The sequence below is a fragment of the Vibrio sp. 10N.286.46.A8 genome (assembly GCF_041470165.1).
In the GTDB taxonomy this organism is placed as follows: Bacteria; Pseudomonadota; Gammaproteobacteria; order Enterobacterales; family Vibrionaceae; genus Vibrio; species Vibrio tasmaniensis_A.
Genome location: NZ_JBFRLX010000055.1, coordinates 1 through 17,802, shown reverse-complemented (window position 1 = coordinate 17,802; position 17,802 = coordinate 1). Strand labels below are relative to the sequence as shown.

At 43.9% G+C, this 17,802-nt stretch carries 18 protein-coding genes and 5 tRNA genes; 14 read left to right on the top strand and 9 right to left on the bottom strand.

Features of this window, described 5'->3' with window-relative positions; all coding sequences use genetic code 11:
• Together AB4232_RS06805 and AB4232_RS06800 are read left to right on the top strand one after the other, a co-directional pair.
• A partial coding sequence (locus AB4232_RS06805) for a TraB/GumN family protein (RefSeq protein WP_372086695.1) occupies positions 1–528 on the top strand: 528 nt, incomplete at its 5' end.
• A 121-nt stretch (positions 529–649) separates the two neighbouring features.
• Positions 650–1,072: a hypothetical protein gene (locus tag AB4232_RS06800; RefSeq protein ID WP_017099139.1), complete on the top strand. Its 423-nt coding sequence runs from the start codon at positions 650–652 to the stop codon at positions 1,070–1,072.
• Between the two features lie 392 nt (positions 1,073–1,464).
• On the opposite strand, the gene AB4232_RS06795 is transcribed toward AB4232_RS06800, so the two are convergent.
• Positions 1,465–1,541 (bottom strand) — tRNA-Pro (locus tag AB4232_RS06795).
• Positions 1,542–1,796: 255 nt separating this feature from the next.
• On the opposite strand from AB4232_RS06795, the gene AB4232_RS06790 reads away from it, so the two are divergent.
• From AB4232_RS06790 to rluF, 3 genes are all read left to right on the top strand, one after another.
• The gene (locus AB4232_RS06790) at positions 1,797–1,937 is read left to right on the top strand and encodes a DUF3149 domain-containing protein (protein ID WP_004736246.1); all 141 of its coding nucleotides are present in this window, start codon (positions 1,797–1,799) and stop codon (positions 1,935–1,937) included.
• Between the two features lie 167 nt (positions 1,938–2,104).
• Positions 2,105–2,686 (top strand): DNA endonuclease SmrA, encoded by a 582-nt coding sequence (gene smrA / locus AB4232_RS06785; RefSeq protein WP_135380872.1) that lies wholly within the window; start codon positions 2,105–2,107, stop codon positions 2,684–2,686.
• A 177-nt stretch (positions 2,687–2,863) separates the two neighbouring features.
• Complete coding sequence (gene rluF, locus AB4232_RS06780; RefSeq protein WP_122046934.1) at positions 2,864–4,003, top strand: 23S rRNA pseudouridine(2604) synthase RluF; 1,140 nt, start codon at positions 2,864–2,866, stop codon at positions 4,001–4,003.
• A 107-nt stretch (positions 4,004–4,110) separates the two neighbouring features.
• On the opposite strand, the gene ybaK is transcribed toward rluF, so the two are convergent.
• The 8 genes from ybaK to hemA form a co-directional block, all read right to left on the bottom strand.
• Positions 4,111–4,584: a Cys-tRNA(Pro) deacylase gene (gene ybaK, locus AB4232_RS06775; protein WP_017099628.1), complete on the bottom strand. Its 474-nt coding sequence runs from the start codon at positions 4,582–4,584 to the stop codon at positions 4,111–4,113.
• 118 nt (positions 4,585–4,702) lie between these two features.
• Entirely contained in the window at positions 4,703–6,364 is a 1,662-nt protein-coding gene (gene ushA / locus AB4232_RS06770; RefSeq protein ID WP_029223112.1) for a bifunctional UDP-sugar hydrolase/5'-nucleotidase UshA, read from the bottom strand.
• A 549-nt stretch (positions 6,365–6,913) separates the two neighbouring features.
• Complete coding sequence (gene kdsA, locus AB4232_RS06765; protein WP_083784152.1) at positions 6,914–7,768, bottom strand: 3-deoxy-8-phosphooctulonate synthase; 855 nt, start codon at positions 7,766–7,768, stop codon at positions 6,914–6,916.
• A gap of 22 nt (positions 7,769–7,790) precedes the next feature.
• The gene (locus AB4232_RS06760; RefSeq protein ID WP_371702717.1) at positions 7,791–8,600 is read right to left on the bottom strand and encodes a SirB1 family protein; all 810 of its coding nucleotides are present in this window, start codon (positions 8,598–8,600) and stop codon (positions 7,791–7,793) included.
• Between the two features lie 27 nt (positions 8,601–8,627).
• Positions 8,628–9,011, bottom strand: coding sequence for a SirB2 family protein (locus AB4232_RS06755; RefSeq protein WP_009848726.1), 384 nt, complete (start codon positions 9,009–9,011; stop codon positions 8,628–8,630).
• Between the two features lie 190 nt (positions 9,012–9,201).
• Positions 9,202–10,074 carry a peptide chain release factor N(5)-glutamine methyltransferase gene (prmC, locus tag AB4232_RS06750; RefSeq protein ID WP_372086692.1) on the bottom strand — a complete coding sequence of 291 codons (873 nt, stop codon included), beginning with the start codon at positions 10,072–10,074 and terminating at the stop codon, positions 9,202–9,204.
• A 5-nt stretch (positions 10,075–10,079) separates the two neighbouring features.
• A complete protein-coding gene (prfA, locus tag AB4232_RS06745; RefSeq protein ID WP_009848728.1) occupies positions 10,080–11,168 on the bottom strand; it encodes a peptide chain release factor 1 in 1,089 nt (362 codons plus the stop codon).
• Between the two features lie 28 nt (positions 11,169–11,196).
• Entirely contained in the window at positions 11,197–12,456 is a 1,260-nt protein-coding gene (hemA, locus tag AB4232_RS06740) for a glutamyl-tRNA reductase (protein WP_009848729.1), read from the bottom strand.
• Positions 12,457–12,616: 160 nt separating this feature from the next.
• Between hemA and lolB the strand changes: the two genes are divergently transcribed.
• The 9 genes from lolB (at position 12,617) to AB4232_RS06695 (ending at position 17,759) form a co-directional block, all read left to right on the top strand.
• Complete coding sequence (lolB, locus tag AB4232_RS06735) at positions 12,617–13,264, top strand: lipoprotein insertase outer membrane protein LolB (RefSeq protein WP_102327917.1); 648 nt, start codon at positions 12,617–12,619, stop codon at positions 13,262–13,264.
• A complete protein-coding gene (gene ispE / locus AB4232_RS06730; protein ID WP_135444909.1) occupies positions 13,261–14,136 on the top strand; it encodes a 4-(cytidine 5'-diphospho)-2-C-methyl-D-erythritol kinase in 876 nt (291 codons plus the stop codon). Before lolB ends, ispE begins: the two co-directional genes overlap by 4 nt.
• Before the next feature lie 27 nt (positions 14,137–14,163).
• A complete protein-coding gene (locus tag AB4232_RS06725; protein ID WP_017106306.1) occupies positions 14,164–15,108 on the top strand; it encodes a ribose-phosphate pyrophosphokinase in 945 nt (314 codons plus the stop codon).
• 190 nt (positions 15,109–15,298) lie between these two features.
• On the top strand, positions 15,299–15,889 hold the full coding sequence (pth, locus tag AB4232_RS06720) for an aminoacyl-tRNA hydrolase (protein ID WP_010439162.1): 591 nt from the start codon (positions 15,299–15,301) through the stop codon (positions 15,887–15,889).
• A 10-nt stretch (positions 15,890–15,899) separates the two neighbouring features.
• Positions 15,900–16,991, top strand: a complete 1,092-nt coding sequence (gene ychF / locus AB4232_RS06715; RefSeq protein ID WP_029223110.1) for a redox-regulated ATPase YchF — start codon at positions 15,900–15,902, stop codon at positions 16,989–16,991.
• A 281-nt stretch (positions 16,992–17,272) separates the two neighbouring features.
• A tRNA-Met gene (locus AB4232_RS06710) sits at positions 17,273–17,349 on the top strand.
• A 67-nt stretch (positions 17,350–17,416) separates the two neighbouring features.
• Positions 17,417–17,501 (top strand) — tRNA-Leu (locus tag AB4232_RS06705).
• Between the two features lie 29 nt (positions 17,502–17,530).
• Positions 17,531–17,605, top strand: a tRNA-Gln gene (locus AB4232_RS06700).
• A gap of 77 nt (positions 17,606–17,682) precedes the next feature.
• Positions 17,683–17,759 (top strand) — tRNA-Met (locus AB4232_RS06695).
• Positions 17,760–17,802: the final 43 nt, after the last annotated feature.

The window sequence follows — 17,802 nt, the reverse complement described above, 5'->3', positions numbered from 1 at the left end:
TCTCTATCGATACAGATGCAGCAGTTAAAAAAACTTGGTTATGGCTCCGCCGGCGGCGTTGATGCGACGCTAGCTTACAAAGCGACTATCCAAGATGTTCCCGTTATCAGCTTAGAGCCGCTTCAATTCCAAATAGACCTGATGACAAAACAAAAGGACGACGGTAAGGAGTGGTTAGTCAGTAGCCTTGAAGAGTTTGACCAAACTGATCGTGTGGTTCATTGCTTAATCGAAAGCTGGAAAGCGGGTGATTTAGCGAAGCTAGAAGCTTTCGCAGAGCTGTCTGAGATGTCACCTGAACTAGAGAAAGCATTTTTAACCGATCGCAATATAGACTGGGCAAACAAACTATCCGCCAATGATTGGAAACTTGACTCGAAAGAGAGCTACTTAATTGTGGTTGGCGCCTTGCACCTAATAGGAGAAGGTAACTTATTGCAGTTGTTAGAAGAGAAAGGTTTCAATGTCACTCAACAATCACAAAGCCAACAGGCCCGGTGTCAATTTGAGACTAGTGACGACAACTAACTAAATTCGATACCATGACCTTCTCATAATATAACCATTACTTAATAACTGAATCATTACACTTAATCGCACCATAACGGTGTTATTATCTTTCGCTCTTTTTATATACGGTGTTGTTCTCATGAAACTAGTACTCTTTGCTTTACCTTTAGCCCTAGCGATCCTCACGCCTACGGTAGTGACGGCTAAAGAAACTTGTACCATCGAACAGTTTCAGGCGATAGACATTCAACCGGATACAAAAGGCGGTGTGTTAGATAAAGAAAGCGGCCAGTTTCTGATCACTGAGAAGCCACCGATGCGCTGTGCCAATATTACGTTCATTACATCGACGACACGCAACCGTATCGCGAGCCAAATGAATAGAAAATTTGAAGCGAGCTTTTACGATGGCCAAACGAGTAACTCTCACTCGGTGACGTTTAACGAAGATGAAATACAGGCGGGTTACATTCGAATTGGTCGAAATAACCCTGTTGAAGCGTATGTTTGCTTTGTTACTTCAGAGACGCCAATCAAGAACATCACGTGTGATGTGAAGTAAACAGATTTTCGGCTGGCTTATTGAGTCAATCCTTTCTCTATACGGGATGTTTAGAACAACGAGAGATTCCCGACTCGCTCCTTCGTCACTCTAGGGAATGACGCATATACCAAAATGCAAAAAAGCCGTAGCCCCCTCTATTACGAGAGTGCTACGGCTTTCTTCAATGTGGCAGTGAAGATCTTATTTTGAACATCAGGCGAACCCCACCTTGGTTCTGATCCTATTTCCTATGATCTAAAACGAAAAAAGCCTGCTCAATGAGCAAGCTTTCTTAATGTGGCCGGTGAAGAGCTTATTTTGAATATCAGGCGAACCCCACCTTGGTTCTGATTCTATTTCCTATGATCTAAAACGACGAAAGCCTGCTCATTGAGCAGGCTTTCTTAATGTGGTCGGTGAAGAGGGATTCGAACCCCCGACCCTCTGGTCCCAAACCAGATGCGCTACCAAGCTGCGCTATTCACCGAGATATCTAACTGGCTGATTGCCTGTCGATGAAGCGTATAATACGGATTCTGAGTTTATCCGCAAGGGCTTTTTTCACTCTTTTTTACAATATCGAATCGTTCGAACAAAAGACGTACAAGTGAAATGCCAATGTGACGAAAAACACACAGTTACCAACAAGTATTTAACTTATGAAACAGGATTGATCCAGATCAGTGAATTGATAACACCAGTTAATACACTAACTCGTGTCATATAACTTTGAGGTATACACATGGACTTTTGGCTAGAACTCCTATTTGGTAATGCGGTGGGGCTATCTTCAATGATAGTAATATTCGGGGCTCTGGGTCTCATGATGTTCTATGGAGGCTTCTTCATCTACAAAGTTATGACTGAAAAATCTCCTCACTAGAATCGCTCAGCCTAAATCATCTACTTTTAAGTATCATTTTCTTTAGGTAGATGTAAAAACGCTTTGCACCGGAGCCGACTTATTGTCTTCTCCGGTTTTTTCATTTTTAAACCCGGCCTCAACTTAGGTATACTTACCTTATCCTTATCCAACTTGAGATACACACTATGTCTCATGATGACGACTTAGATCTATTCCAAGAAATGATGGGCGATGTTAAACGTATCGACCATGACACCGCCGAACACCAGAAAGTACACCGAGTCACAGAATCTCACCTTGCTAAGCGTGAAGCCGCTATGTGGCTGTCTGACGACGAGAAAGACTACTTATCATTAGACTACTCTCCAATGATCAAACCTGACGATGTCATTGCTTATAAAAAAGATGGCGTACAAGAAGGCGTATACAAAAAGCTGCGCTTGGGCAAGTATCCAATTCAAGCCAAACTCGACCTTCACAGGAAAACACTGAAAGACGCTCGTAACGAAGTACTCTCATTTTTACGCCAGTGTTTAAGAATGGATGTTCGCACCGTTATCATTGTCCACGGTAAAGGTGATCGTTCGAATCCACCAGCAATGATGAAAAGCTACGTGGCAAATTGGCTAACACAAATTAACGATGTTCAATGTGTTCATTCAGCTCAGCAATTTCACGGTGGTACAGGTGCGGTCTATGTCATGCTCAGAAAGAGTAATGACAAAAAGCTAGAGAACAGAGAGCGCCATCAAAAGCGCAGCAGTTGATAAGTTGAGATAGATAAGTAAGCTAATAGCGGTCTTGCATCAAGAGCGATATTTCGTGCCTAGACTCACACCAAGTGCTAAAATTGTCCTCAGTTAACGAATCCCAACTCAAAGCAACTATTCAGAGGTTGCTTTTTGTTTATCTATATTTCCGTTGTGAAACGCTAAGAGAATATCATGTCACAAGAATCCCAAGCTAAACGCCTTAATAAATACATCAGTGAAACTGGTTTTTGCTCACGCCGCGAAGCCGACAAACTCATTGATGCTGGCCGAGTTACTATTAACGGTAAGATCCCTGAAATGGGCACTAAAGTCTTGCCTGGTGATGATGTTGAGATCGACAATAAACCTGTTCGTTCAAGAGAAAAGCCGATCTACATTGCTCTTAATAAACCAACAGGTATCACCTGTACTACTGAGCGTGATATTCCAGGCAACATCGTCGACTTTATAGGTCACCACAAGCGTATATTCCCTATTGGTCGTCTAGATAAGCCTTCTGATGGTCTTATCTTCTTGACCAACGACGGCGATATCGTAAACAAAATCCTACGTGCAGGTAACAACCACGAGAAAGAATACGTGGTTCGTGTAGATAAACCTATTACGACTGAGTTCTTGAAGCAAATGGGCGCTGGCGTTCATATTCTCGATACTGTTACCTTGCCATGTAAGGTAGAGAAAGAGACCAAGTTCTCGTTTCGCATCACATTAACGCAAGGCCTTAACCGTCAGATTCGCCGTATGTGTGAAGCGCTCGGTTACGAAGTATTTAAGCTACGCCGTGTTCGTATTATGAACATCTCATTAGACGGTATTCCTAACGGAAAATGGCGCTACCTGAGCGACGAAGAGATTACTGAAATCTTGGCGATGTGTGAAGGCTCAGTAAGTACTGAAGATGCGTCAAAAATGAACGCGAAAGGTCAACGAATTCGTAAAGCAACTGACGCGAAACTTTTTGATAGCCGTGAAGAGAACCAAACTTCAACAGCGCGCCGTAATCAAAACGAGAACCGTACTCGCACTTACCGCGGTAACAATGCGGATGAATTCCGTCATGCGCCTAACTCAAAGCGTGGCCGTAACTCATCGAACGGTGAAAGCGGTGGCGGTGGCAATACCGAAAACTGGAAATCAAACTCTCGTTCAGAGCGTTCTAATTCAGATAAAAACCGTTCGGATCGCAATCGCACAGATCGCGACAATAACGAACGTCGAAGCGGTAAACCGACAGACCGTAGTCAAGATTCAAACAGGCCGAACAAACCTGCACCGAAACGTGTTGGTGGTACTTTAGGTTTGAAGAAATAGTCAGAATCCTTTCAAACGGGACTGTCGATAAAGAAACGCCCGCTAGATTAGTCTAGCGGGCGTTTTTATTTGTGATCATGTACGTTTATCGTTATGGAAAGCACAAGCTACAGGCATAGTTCAGCAAACTGACCACGCGTAAGTAGTACTAAGTCTTTCGGATCTAGCTCGATCTCTAACCCTCTCTTCCCTGCACTCACACATATCGTTTCAAAATCGGTAGCGCTGGAATGAACAAAGGTAGGTAATGCTTTTTTCTGACCAAGAGGACTGATTCCTCCCACCACATAACCTGTCGTTTTCTGAGCAATATCTGGATCAGCCATCTCTGCTTTTTTACCTTTCGCTGCTTTAGCTGCAAGCTTAAGGTTTAACTTCTGGTCAACAGGAATAACAGCTACCGCCAAATCTTTCGCCACACCATTCAAGCTGAACAACAGAGTTTTGAATACACGTTTGGGATCTTGACCAAGCGCTTCGACAGCCTCTAATCCATAATTCGTGTTATTTGTATCATGATGATACTGATGCACACTGTGAGCGATTTTCTTTTTCTTGGCGAGATTGATTGCAGGGGTCATAACAAATCCAAACGATAGATAAACAAAAAGCGACGCCGAGGCGTCGCTTTAGTTAAATTTATCATGGTGCTAGAGTCAATCTAATTTAGCACCTAGTGATTCAATTAACTGGGTTCAATTACTTGTAAACCATTTGACCTGAAGGCGCGTACTTGTTCACATCAACAGGGCTGTTTGCTTCTAGGTACTCTTTTAGTACTTCAGCGTCAACAAAACCTGTGTTCACAAAGCCAGGGTGATCAGACAGTTTAGGGTAACCGTCACCGCCAGCAGCGTTAAAGCTTGGTACCGTAAAGCGGTATGTTTCATCTAAACGAAGCTGCTTGCCACCGATGAAGACATTCGATACTTCACCGTCAGCGACAGTCATAGAAATACCTGCAAACTGTGCATAAGCACCTGAATCAACAGGTTTAGTCGCCACTACGTTTAGGTAATCTAGAACTTCTTTACCAGTCATATCAGTGTAAGTCAGGATGTTTGCAAAAGGCTGTACTGTTAGTACATCTTTGTACGTCACATCGCCGGCTTCAATTGAGTCACGAACGCCACCAGAGTTCATCACAGCGAAGTCTGCTTTTGCACGCTCCATGTGAGAAGTCGCAATCAAACGACCCAGGTTAGTTTGTTGGAAGCGAACTACGTTACGGTCACCTTCAAGCTTGCCATTTGTCTCAGCGATTTGAACTTCTAACTGAGCTTGGCCCTGTTCTTGGAAAGGACGTAGGAATTCAAGCAGCTCTGGATCTTGTGCGATTTCATCTTGAATAAGAACGCGTTGCTTCTTGCCGTCAATCTTAACTTTCTTCTTAAGGTTAACGGGAACCAAGTCGTAGCTCACCATCTCTAGTTCGCCATTACGGAATTCGTAATCAGCACGGCCTACGTACTTGCCCCACTCGTGAGCTTGAACGATGTAAGTACCGTTTTGAACGTCTGGTTTACACTCATCACCCGGCTTGAAGTTTTGCTTCGCAACGTTAGGGCCTTCCATACATACAGGCTCTTGAGAGTGACCACCAACGATCATATCTAGATCGCCTTCATTTAGGTAACGAGCTAGTGCTACATCACCCGGAGCATTAACACCACGCTGACCATTTTCGTAGTGACCCATGTGAGTCACAGCGAAGATAAGATCGGGTTTTTCTGTTTCTTTAAGTTCAGCGATCAGTTTCTTCGCTTCTTCTTTAGGGTCACGGAAATCGATACCAGCAATAAATTCTGGGTTACCAATTTTCGCAGTATCTTCAGTCGTTAGACCGATAACAGCAATCTTGATACCTTGCTTTTCAAACATCTCGTAAGCTTGGAATTTACGTTCGCCTGTCGCTTTGTCGTAGATGTTTGCAGATAGCATTGGGAAGTTTGCCCAGTCGATCTGTTTTTGCAGTACGTCTAGTGAGTTATCGAACTCGTGGTTACCTAATGCCATTGCATCGTAACCAATTTTATTCATACCTTTAAAATCAGGTTCTGCATCCTGAAGGTCTGACTCTGGTACACCAGTGTTGATGTCACCGCCAGATAGAAGCAACACGCTACCGCCTTCTGCTTCAACTTCTGCACGAAGTTGGTCAACAAGCGTTTTACGTGCAGACATGCCGTATTCGCCGTATTTGTTCTGCCAAAAACGACCATGGTTGTCGTTCGTATGCAGGATAGTTAGCTTATAAGTTTCGTCTTGGTTCCAATCATGAGCTGATTGAGACGCACATCCAGCCAAAGTAGCTAGGATTGCAGCACTTAGTGCTGTCTTTAGAATAAGGCGTTGCTTCATTGTCATACCTTTGAACTTTTTAGGGGAATCCACTGCTTTCTATAATCCATTGCGACTCCTTGTCTGGAGTTCGAACAATAAGACTTCAACATGACTAATCTTAAATTAACATTCTAAATGTAACACGACGATTTCATATTTATGTCGAATTGGTCACGCATAGATCAACAGTTAAGTGTAACAAAATTATGAGATTACACTCAAACTTCCCCTGCATCACAGGCAATCGTTTACTTATAAAGTGTGATGAACGTCAGTAATTAACTACAAACAGGACAGACCTCACACACCTACAGCGCTTTCTTAGGGAATCAGAGGCTCTGTTAACAAGGATTTAATCGCCTATCGTAGATTGACGCACTGCAAAACAAGTTCGTGAACAGCCAGACAGACAGCTTAGTCATAGACCAAATAGGCCGAGGCTTCGGTGAACTCAACGGATGTTCCATTAAAAAACGCCCAACTCTAAGAGTTGGGCGTTTGTCTATTACAATCAAATAACGAGTTAACACTCTCTAGTTAATACTAGTGACTTAACATCAGATAAAACTATTTGATTTCGATGTGCTCGAAGCCTTTGATAAGGTCATCAAGTGCTTTCATCTGCTTCAAGAACGGTTCTAGTTTATCTAGCGGTAGCGCCGATGGGCCATCACAGCGTGCTTGATCCGGGTTCGGGTGTGCCTCAAGAAATAGACCAGCAATACCCGTCGCAATGCCCGCTTTAGCTAGTTCAACCGTTTGCTCACGACGACCGCCAGATGCAGCACCTGATGGATCACGCATTTGAAGCGCGTGAGTCACGTCAAAGATAATTGGGCTGCCGTTTGATGATTTTTTCATTACACCGAAGCCAAGCATATCAACAACTAAGTTGTCATACCCCATGCAAGAACCACGTTCACAAAGAATGATGTTGTCGTTGCCGCACTCAGCAAACTTATCAACGATGTTACCCACTTGATCTGGGCTCATGAATTGAGGTTTCTTCACGTTGATTACCGCGCCAGTCTTAGCCATCGCTTCAACAAGGTCGGTTTGACGAGCTAGGAACGCCGGAAGTTGGATTACATCAACCACATCAGCAACAGGCTGAGCTTGTGCTTCTGTGTGAATATCAGTAATGATCTTCACGCCAAAAGTATCTTTCAGCTCTTGGAAAATTTTAAGACCTTCTTCCATGCCAGGACCACGGTATGAGTGAACTGAGCTACGGTTTGCTTTGTCGAAAGACGCCTTAAATACATAAGGGATACCCAGCTTCTCTGTTACTTTCACGTAGTGCTCACAGATCTGCATAGCTAGATCGCGAGATTCAAGAACGTTCATACCTGCAAATAGCGTAAATGGCTTGTCATTAGCAATTGGCATATTGCCAATGTGAACTGTTTTCTGTTCCATCATATTCTCTCTAAATAATTATTAATTAGTGAACAACCACTGTCTTTTCGTTCATGACGTTCACTTGAGATTTTAGTAGCTCAGATGCAGGGTCATCTGGGCATTGGTCGATAAAATATTGATAATCCGTAGCAGCGACTTGATGACAGTCTAGCTGCTGATAAATAAAGCCGCGGTCGCGGATTTCATACGGATCATCCGGCACAAACGTTAACGCAAGGTCGGTACACTTCAATGCTAGCGTATAACGCTCTTCTCGAAGCAATGCACTCTTAAGTAACGCTAGCCACTTACCAATAATCGTTGGGTGGTCAGCAACTTCTAAGTGTTCAGCTTTTACCTTAGCTAGTGGGCCATCATGCCCAATAAGCCATGCTCGTAAAGTTTGCACGCCAACGTACTCGCCGTTGTACGGGTTAATGTATACAGCAGCTTGCCCGAACCAACTCACTTTAAGTAAGAATTGAGTTGGGAAAGATACGCCTTCAACAGGGAAGCCTAACTTGCGACCTAGATACAGAAAGATCGCACCAAGACTCACTGGAATGCCTTTTTTTCTCTCAAGTACTTTATCGATAAATGCGTTTTCCGAAGAAAAATACGCATCTTTATCCCCAGCAAAACCCCACTCATAAAAGAATAGTCGAATAAAGGATTCAAACTTCTGCTGTTCATCCGTTTCGTTAACCAAAGCAAACTCGGCGTCTTTTAACAATCTCGCCAACTCTTGTTCTGCCCAACGGTCTTGAGTTTCTGGGTTAATCGCTTTATTTAAGATCAATGCACCTTCAGCTAACTCTAGCTGGTCAAAGTCTTCATCAAAAAATTCGTACATAGGTAGTTAACCGAAATAAGGAGATAATTAACCGAAAAATGTTGGTGTCTTCGTCATTGCAATTTTACCTGCCATCGCTAACCAGCCAAGCGCACCAAAGAAAGAGAACACTCTCAGTAGCTTGTTTTTACCTAGCTTAAGTGCAAAGAAGCCCAATGCGATGTAAGCCATAACACAGGTTAGTTTTTCGGTTAACCAGGGTGCTGCTGGTGTAAATGGAATAAAGCCAGTGATAAAAATCAAACCAATACCCGAAAGCAACAGCAATGAGTCATTGATATGAGGGAAACGCTGTAAGAAAGGATGCTTAAGCTTCGGTGAGTTAGCCATCATAAGAGCGAAACGAATCGAAAGAAGCAGTGCGCTTATAGCAATCGTTAATAGGTGAAAATGTTTTAAACCTTCGTACATGGTATTCCTTTATATTTTTATATGTCTTTCGTTAACACAAGCCACACAATACCCGTTAATGCTCTGTAGTTCTGCGTAAAATCTCTGTATTTCTGCGTTAAATGCATTATCGAGTTAAGTGTATTTTCGAGTTAAAGGTATCAATTTAGCAAGTTAATCACCTATTGCTCACAAGATGATTAACAGCAGCCTATGAACAGTAACGACCCAATGTCACTCGGTCATTACCACCGTAATCTTTCTCTGTCACAACATCGAGATATCCGAGCGCCTGCATAATCTCACGTACAGCTAAACCTTGGTCGTAACCGTGTTCAAACGCTAACCAACCTTCGTTTTCTAAAAAGCTTCGTGCGTTTTCAGAGATGTATCGAATATCAGCTAAACCTTTATCTTCAGCCACTAACGCTGTGATCGGTTCAAAACGCACATCACCTTGAGATAAATGAGGGTCATTCTTCTCAATGTAAGGTGGGTTAGAGACAATCAACGAGAACTTGACCGCTTCTTTTTCAGAGTTAGCCAGGTTCAAAGGCTCAAACCAACTGCCGTGTAAAAAGGTGGCGTTGGTGATATTCAAGCGTCGCGCATTTTCTGTCGCAAGTTGTTGCGCTTCCGGACGAAGATCAATACCCGTCACTGGTCGGTTCGGCATCTCAGACGCCAATGCCAAAGCGATCGCACCAGTACCAGTTCCTAAATCGAGAATCGCACCTTGCTTGCCATACGTTTTGTCTAACGCCACTTCAACCAAACGTTCCGTATCTGGACGCGGGATTAAAGTAGAAGGAGAGACTTTTAACGGCAGCGACCAAAACTCACGTTCACCAACAATATAAGCCACAGGCTCACCGGTTAAGCGACGTTTTAGAAGGATATGGAATTCGGATTCTTGTTCTGAAGTGAGATGCTTCTCAGGCCAAGTCAGTAGGTAAGATCTAGGTTTATCTAAGGCGTGACAAAGCAGTACCGCAGCATCAATCGAGGGCGACGTGTTATCGCCCTCTTGAAGCTGTACGATTGCTGACTTTAAAGCACTTTCAACCGTATATGCTGACTGCATAGTAATTAGTTGTGCTCAGCAAGTGCTGCTAGTTGATCGGCTTGGTGCTCTTGTAGAACAGGATCAAGCAGGCTTTGCATATCACCCTCTAGAACTTCGTTCAGGCGGTAGATAGTTAAGTTGATGCGGTGATCAGAAACACGGCCTTGAGGGTAGTTGTACGTACGAATACGGTCACTACGGTCACCAGAACCTAATAGGTTACGACGTGTATCTGAAATCGCAGCAGCACGACGCTCTTCTTCAGCTTGAACGATACGAGCCGCAAGAACAGCCATCGCTTTCGCTTTGTTTTTATGCTGAGAACGCTCGTCTTGACACTCTACTACTGTACCTGTTGGTAAGTGAGTAATACGGATTGCTGAATCCGTGGTGTTCACGTGCTGACCACCCGCGCCAGATGCACGGAAAGTATCAATCTTAAGGTCGCCAGCTTTGATCTCTGGCAGATCTGCTTCTGGAATCTCAGGCATAACCGCAACGGTACATGCAGACGTATGAACACGACCTTGTGATTCAGTCTCAGGTACACGTTGTACACGGTGACCACCAGACTCGAACTTCATTGTGCCATAAACAGCATCGCCACTGATTTTAGCGATCATCTCTTTAAAGCCGCCCTGCTCTGAAACATTGCTGCTCATCACTTCGACGCGCCAGCCTTTTTTCTCGGCAAACTTAGAGTACATACGGAAAAGGTTACCCGCAAAGATACCCGCTTCATCACCACCTGCGCCGGCACGAATCTCTAAGAAACAGTTACGCTCATCGTTTGGATCTTTTGGAATCAGAAGAATTTGCAGCTCATCAGTCAGACGTTCAATGTTCGCTTTCGCATCTTTGATTTCTTCTTGAGCCATTTCACGCATTTCTGCGTCGTCTTCATTTGCCATCTCTTCAGCAGCTTCTAAATCTTCTTGAGCTTGCTGGTATGATTTAAAGCACCCCGTCACCTCTTCTAATTGAGAATACTCTTTTGACAAGGCACGGAATTTATCTTGATTCCCAAGTACATCGGGATCACCAAGTAGATGTTGAACTTCTTCATAGCGTTCAACAAGTGTTTCAAGCTTTATTAGAATCGAGGCTTTCATAATGTCTTATTCTGTTGGAGGTCGAATATTATTGAGGGTTTTCTAAGCCCAAACTCTGTCTAATGACCGTTAATTTTGCAGGTTCTCCTTGCTCTGCTGCACTTTGGAGTGCACGCGTTGGAGCATGGATCAATTTGTTTGTGAGCTTGTTACTTAGCTCAAGTAAGACTTTTTCAGGGTCACCGCCAGCGGCAAGTGATTGTAAACTCTTACTTAATAATTCTTCTCGGATTTCATTGGCCGATTTGCGATAGTCACGAATACTGTCTACCGCTTGCAGTGAGCGCATCCAACTCATGAATGCTGCACTTTCTTCACTAACGATAGCTTCCGCTTGGATAGCTTCCACTTTACGTTGTTCAATGTTGCCATCAACAATCGACTGCAGATCATCAACGGAATATAGGTAAGCATCATTCAGATCACCTACCTGAGACTCAACGTCTCGGGGAACTGCAATATCAACCAACAACATCGGTTGATGTTTTCTTGTCTTAAGTGCGGTCTCAACCATGCCCTTCCCAATAATAGGCAGTGGACTAGCGGTTGAGCTGATCACGATATCCGCTCGATGCAGGTGATCGGGGATTTCATTGAGGCTAATCACTTCAGCACCAAACTCTTCAGCTAGCCCTAAAGCACGCTCACGAGTTCGGTTGGCCACAATCATCTTGGTGCAACCATTCGCTGAAAGGTGTTTTGCCACCAATTCAATCGTCTCACCCGCACCTACCAATAACACCGTTGATTCAGCAATCGACTCAAAAATGTGTTTGGCTAATGTGCAAGCTGCGTAAGCAACTGAAACCGCGCTTCCGCCAATCTCGGTTTCAGTTCGAACACGCTTAGCGACAGAAAATGATTTCTGAAACAGTTTTTCCATTGAAGCATCAACAGATTTGTTATCTCGAGAGTCTGTATAAGCTTGCTTCACCTGACCTAAAATCTGTGGTTCACCCAACACCAGAGAGTCCAAACCGCAGGCAACGCGCATTAAGTGCTTAATCGCGGCTTGTTCTTCATGGATGTAGATACTCGGTTTTAATTCTTCAGGGCTAACTTGATGAAATACAGACAGCCAATCGATCAACTTGTTTTTTGCCACGCCTTTGACGTCACAATACACTTCAGTTCGATTACAGGTAGAAAGTATGACACTTCCATTTACGTGTGCATTTGCGTTAAGTTGCTTAAGTGCCTCAGATAATTTATCTGGACCAAAAGCGACTTTTTCTCGCAATTCAACCGACGCTGTATTGTGATTGATACCTACGGCAAGCAAAGACATGTATCAGAAGTTCTCGATCAGGGAATGGAAACAAGGGGCGAATTTTACTTGATGCATGGCTCTATTTAAAGAGCAAGCGGGATTTGTTTTCCTGAGTTCGTGAATTCAATGCTATAGTTGAGACGTTTTTTAGATAAATTTGAACAAGTTGTGAGCAAATATGAGCAAGCTTCGAAAAATCACGTCTCTTATTTTTTTGACCATCATTATGGTGGGTTGCTCGTCTATCCCAGAACAACCGACCAGCGTTGAGTGGCAAAGTCACCAAAACAGGCTTTTACAGATAGAAAACTATCAAGCTTCAGGCAAGCTCGCTTACATTTCTCCAGAGCAACGCCAAAGCCTAAACTTCATATGGAAGCACTCCCCAAATCAAAGCCAATTAAGACTGACCACTTTCCTTGGTCAAACCGCTTTGAACCTTACAATCGACAGTTTGGGTGCAAAAGTCGTGACTTACGATGATCAAGTATTCACCCATGCAAGTGCATCTGTATTGGTAGAGCAACTTACTGGATTGCAGATCCCCATTGATCACCTACCACAATGGTTCCTTGGCATTCCCGACCAAGCAGACAGCTACCAACTCAACAGCACTAACACGCTTGAATCTCTGTCTAAACAAGTCAGCAGTCAATTGTGGACCCTGAATTTTGCTAACTATCGCAATACAGAGATGCCGAGTAAACAACTATCAGATGAAGACAACGCAAAGGTAGAGACAATTCCCCTCCCTACTCGATTGTCATTCAAGCAAGACGAGAACAAAATCAACATTGTAGTTTCGAAGTGGACACTGAAAAAATGATAACAACGCCAACGCACTGGCCTTCGCCAGCTAAGCTGAATTTATTTCTCTATATCACTGGCCGACGCGATAATGGCTATCACGAACTTCAGACCCTATTTCAGTTTGTCGACTTTGGCGATGAACTTACGGTTACCGCAAACCGAGAAACAAGCTCGATAACAATCACACCTGAAATTCCAGGCGTTGCGACAGAAGATAACCTGATTTGGAAAGCCGCAACTGCCCTTCAACAATATACATCGACAACTTTCGGTACGGATATTCAGTTAAAGAAAGTGCTTCCTATGGGAGGTGGCATTGGCGGAGGCTCTTCAAATGCCGCAACCGTGTTGGTCGCGCTCAACCATTTATGGCAACTCAACCTGTCTGATGACCAGTTAGCTGAGATTGGCTTAAAGCTTGGTGCAGACGTTCCGGTCTTCGTTCGAGGCCACGCCGCCTTTGCTGAAGGTGTTGGTGAACAATTACAACCCGCTAATCCGGATGAGAAATGGTATCTCGTTGTTAAACCTCAAGTGAGCATAGCAACTGTAGACATATTCACACATTCAGAATTAACTCGAAATACGCCGAAGCGAGCACTATCAACGCTTCTAGAGCAAGAATACGTAAACGATTGCGAAAAAATTGTGCGAATGCTGTACCCAGAGGTTGATAAGCAACTTTCATGGCTGCTACAATACGCGCCGTCGAGATTGACTGGTACAGGTTCGTGCGTTTTTGCTGAATTTAGCAGCAAAAAAGAAGCCGAACTGGTGCTAGAGCAACTACCTGACACAGTTTCCGCGTTTGTCGCGAAAGGACGAAACATTTCGCCTTTGAAAGAAACTTTGGCTGAATACCAATCAGCCCACCCACAATCTATTTAAAACTGGACGCAACCCGAGGTTTCCACCGTGCCTGATATGAAGCTATTTGCTGGTAACGCAACACCTGAACTAGCCCAACGTATTGCTGATCGTCTATACATCTCTCTTGGCGATGCTACTGTAGACCGTTTTTCTGATGGCGAAGTCGCTGTTCAAATCAATGAAAACGTTCGTGGTAGCGATGTATTCCTGATTCAATCAACTTGTGCACCAACCAATGACAACCTTATGGAGTTGGTGGTAATGATTGACGCAATGCGCCGTGCTTCTGCTGGCCGTATTACTGCTGTAATCCCTTACTTCGGTTATGCCCGTCAAGATCGTCGTGTACGTTCTGCTCGTGTGCCTATTACTGCAAAAGTTGTTGCAGATTTCCTTTCTAACGTTGGCGTTGACCGCGTTCTTACTATCGACCTACACGCGGAGCAAATCCAAGGCTTCTTCGATGTACCTGTTGATAACATTTTCGGCACTCCAGTTCTTCTAGAAGACATGGCTAACCGTGGCCTAGAAAACCCAGTTGTGGTTTCTCCAGACCTTGGTGGTGTTGTACGTGCTCGTGCTACAGCTAAAGCGCTAGGTGATGTTGACATCGCTATCGTTGATAAGCGTCGTCCACGTGCTAACGTTTCTGAAGTAATGAACCTAATCGGTGATGTTGAAGGTCGTGACTGTGTTATCGTTGATGACATGATCGATACTGGTGGCACACTATGTAAAGCAGCTGAAGCGCTTAAAGAGCGCGGTGCTAAGCGTGTATTCGCTTACGCAACTCACGCTGTATTCTCAGGTACTGCTGCAGACAATATCCGCAATTCAGTTCTAGACCAAGTTATTGTTACCGATTCAATCAAGCTTTCTCCGGAAATGGCCGCGACAGGTAAAGTAACTGAACTAAGCCTTTCTCGCATGCTTGCTGAAGCGATTCGTCGTATCAGCAACGAAGAGTCTATCTCTGCGATGTTCAACTAATCAAAGCTCTATAGCTTTGCTTTAGCAGAACAATCTGAAAAAGATATTAAGCACTTCATTCGATGAAGTGCTTTTTTTATATCTAACGACCACAGTTTGAATCATTGAGTTGCTATCAGCTAGCTCGCACCTTTTTCATAAACTGTGATATCATACGGCGCTTTTTGAAATCCCAAGAGAGATCCATACCTTGAGCCAACAAATAAAACTTCTCGTTGGACTGGCTAATCCAGGTCCAGAATACGCCAAAACTCGCCACAATGCGGGTGCTTGGGTAGTTGAAGAATTAGCACGTGTACACAACGTGACACTGAAGAACGAACCAAAGTTCTTTGGCCTAACGGGTCGTATCATGGTTCATGGTGAAGATCTTCGTTTGCTGATCCCAACGACTTTTATGAACTTATCCGGCAAAGCAGTTGCAGCACTGGCAAAGTTCTACCAAATTAAACCAGAAGAGATCATGGTCGCTCACGATGAGTTAGACCTCCCTCCAGGTATTGGTAAGTTTAAAAAAGGTGGTGGTCATGGTGGACATAATGGTCTGAAAGACATCATCAGCAAGCAGGGTAACAATAAAGAATTCTATCGTCTTAGATTAGGCATTGGCCATCCAGGACACAAAGATAAAGTTGCAGGTTATGTATTAGGCAAAGCTCCTGCGAAAGAGCAAGAGTGTATCGAGGCTGTCGTTGACGAATCGGTTCGTAGCCTAGACATCTTATTGAAAGATGGCCTACCAAAAGCACAAAATCGCTTACATACGTTCAAAGCAGAATAAGGTTTATATCATGGGTTTTAAATGTGGCATCGTTGGTCTACCAAACGTTGGTAAGTCAACTCTGTTTAACGCACTGACTAAAGCAGGCATCGAAGCAGCAAACTTTCCATTTTGTACGATCGAACCAAACACAGGTATCGTTCCGGTTCCAGATCTACGCTTAGATGCATTAGCAAAAATTGTTAATCCACAGAAGATCCTTCCAACGACAATGGAATTCGTAGATATCGCAGGCCTAGTTGCTGGCGCATCTAAAGGCGAAGGTCTAGGTAACAAGTTCCTAGCTAACATCCGCGAAACTGATGCTATCGGTCACGTTGTACGCTGCTTTGAAAACGAAAACATCGTTCACGTTTCAGGCAAAGTATCACCTATCGAAGATATCGAAGTGATCAACCTTGAGCTTGCTCTTGCCGATCTAGATAGCTGTGAACGTGCAATATTCCGCAATGCTAAAAAAGCAAAAGGCGGCGATAAAGACGCTAAATTCGAAACTACGGTTCTTGAAAAGCTACTACCTATCCTGACAGAAGGTGGTATGGCTCGTACTGTTGAACTTGCTAAAGAAGAAGTAGCGGCGATCGACTACCTTAACTTCCTAACGCTTAAGCCAACAATGTACATCGCAAACGTTGCTGAAGATGGTTTTGAAAACAACCCTTACCTAGACGCAGTTCGTGAGTACGCAGAAAAAGAGAACAACGTTGTTGTTGCTGTTTGTGCTGCAATCGAATCTGAGCTTTCTGAACTTGACGATGAAGATCGTGAAGAGTTCCTTGCAGACATGGGTATCGAAGAACCAGGCCTTAACCGAGTGATCCGCTCTGGTTACGAACTGCTTACTCTTCAGACTTACTTCACTGCAGGTGTTAAAGAAGTTCGCGCTTGGACGATCCCTGTCGGTGCGACTGCGCCACAAGCTGCAGGCAAGATCCACACCGACTTCGAAAAAGGGTTCATCCGTGCAGAAGTAGTTGGTTACGAACATTTCATCGAATTTGGCGGTGAAAGCGGAGCAAAAGATGCAGGTAAATGGCGTCTTGAAGGCAAAGAATACATCGTTAAAGACGGTGATGTTGTTCACTTCCGTTTCAACGTTTAATTACCGATAAACATCTAATAAAAGGCCAGTGAATTCACTGGCCTTTTTCGTTTTCGCTCTTTGCTAAAGAGCTTCTTATCCAAAACTTAACTTCCTATATATATCGGCATTTGAACCTATTTCTTGCTGACAAATACGCCTCTTTGACTAAAAAGAAACCGAACAGATGTTTATTCGTGATTTATTCAAAAAAAAAGTTGACGGGTTTCACTCAACTCCGCATAATGCGCCCCGTTCACAACGAAGCGGCAACGTCTCGAAATGAGCAACAATTTGGAAATGGCTACTTAGCTCAGTTGGTTAGAGCACATCACTCATAATGATGGGGTCGCAGGTTCGAATCCCGCAGTAGCCACCATTTCCTAAGCACTCTGTTTGTTATTAAACGTATGTCTTTTGACAACAAAGAGTTTTTAGGAAATAAAGCGGTCGTGGCGGAATTGGTAGACGCACCAGATTTAGGTTCTGGCGCCGAGAGGTGTGAGAGTTCAAGTCTCTCCGACCGCACCATATTGAGATGTCTTAATTGACATCATTGTTGGGCTATCGCCAAGCGGTAAGGCACTGGCTTTTGATGCCAGCATTCCCTGGTTCGAATCCAGGTAGCCCAGCCACTATTAAAAGTGTAATTATCTTTAAAAAGATAATGGCATTGGAAGCGAGATTATATTATATTACTTCGCTCTCAGATGGCTACTTAGCTCAGTTGGTTAGAGCACATCACTCATAATGATGGGGTCGCAGGTTCGAATCCCGCAGTAGCCACCATTCTTTCTTTATGAAAGAAAAAGTACAAACAACGTTATATTGA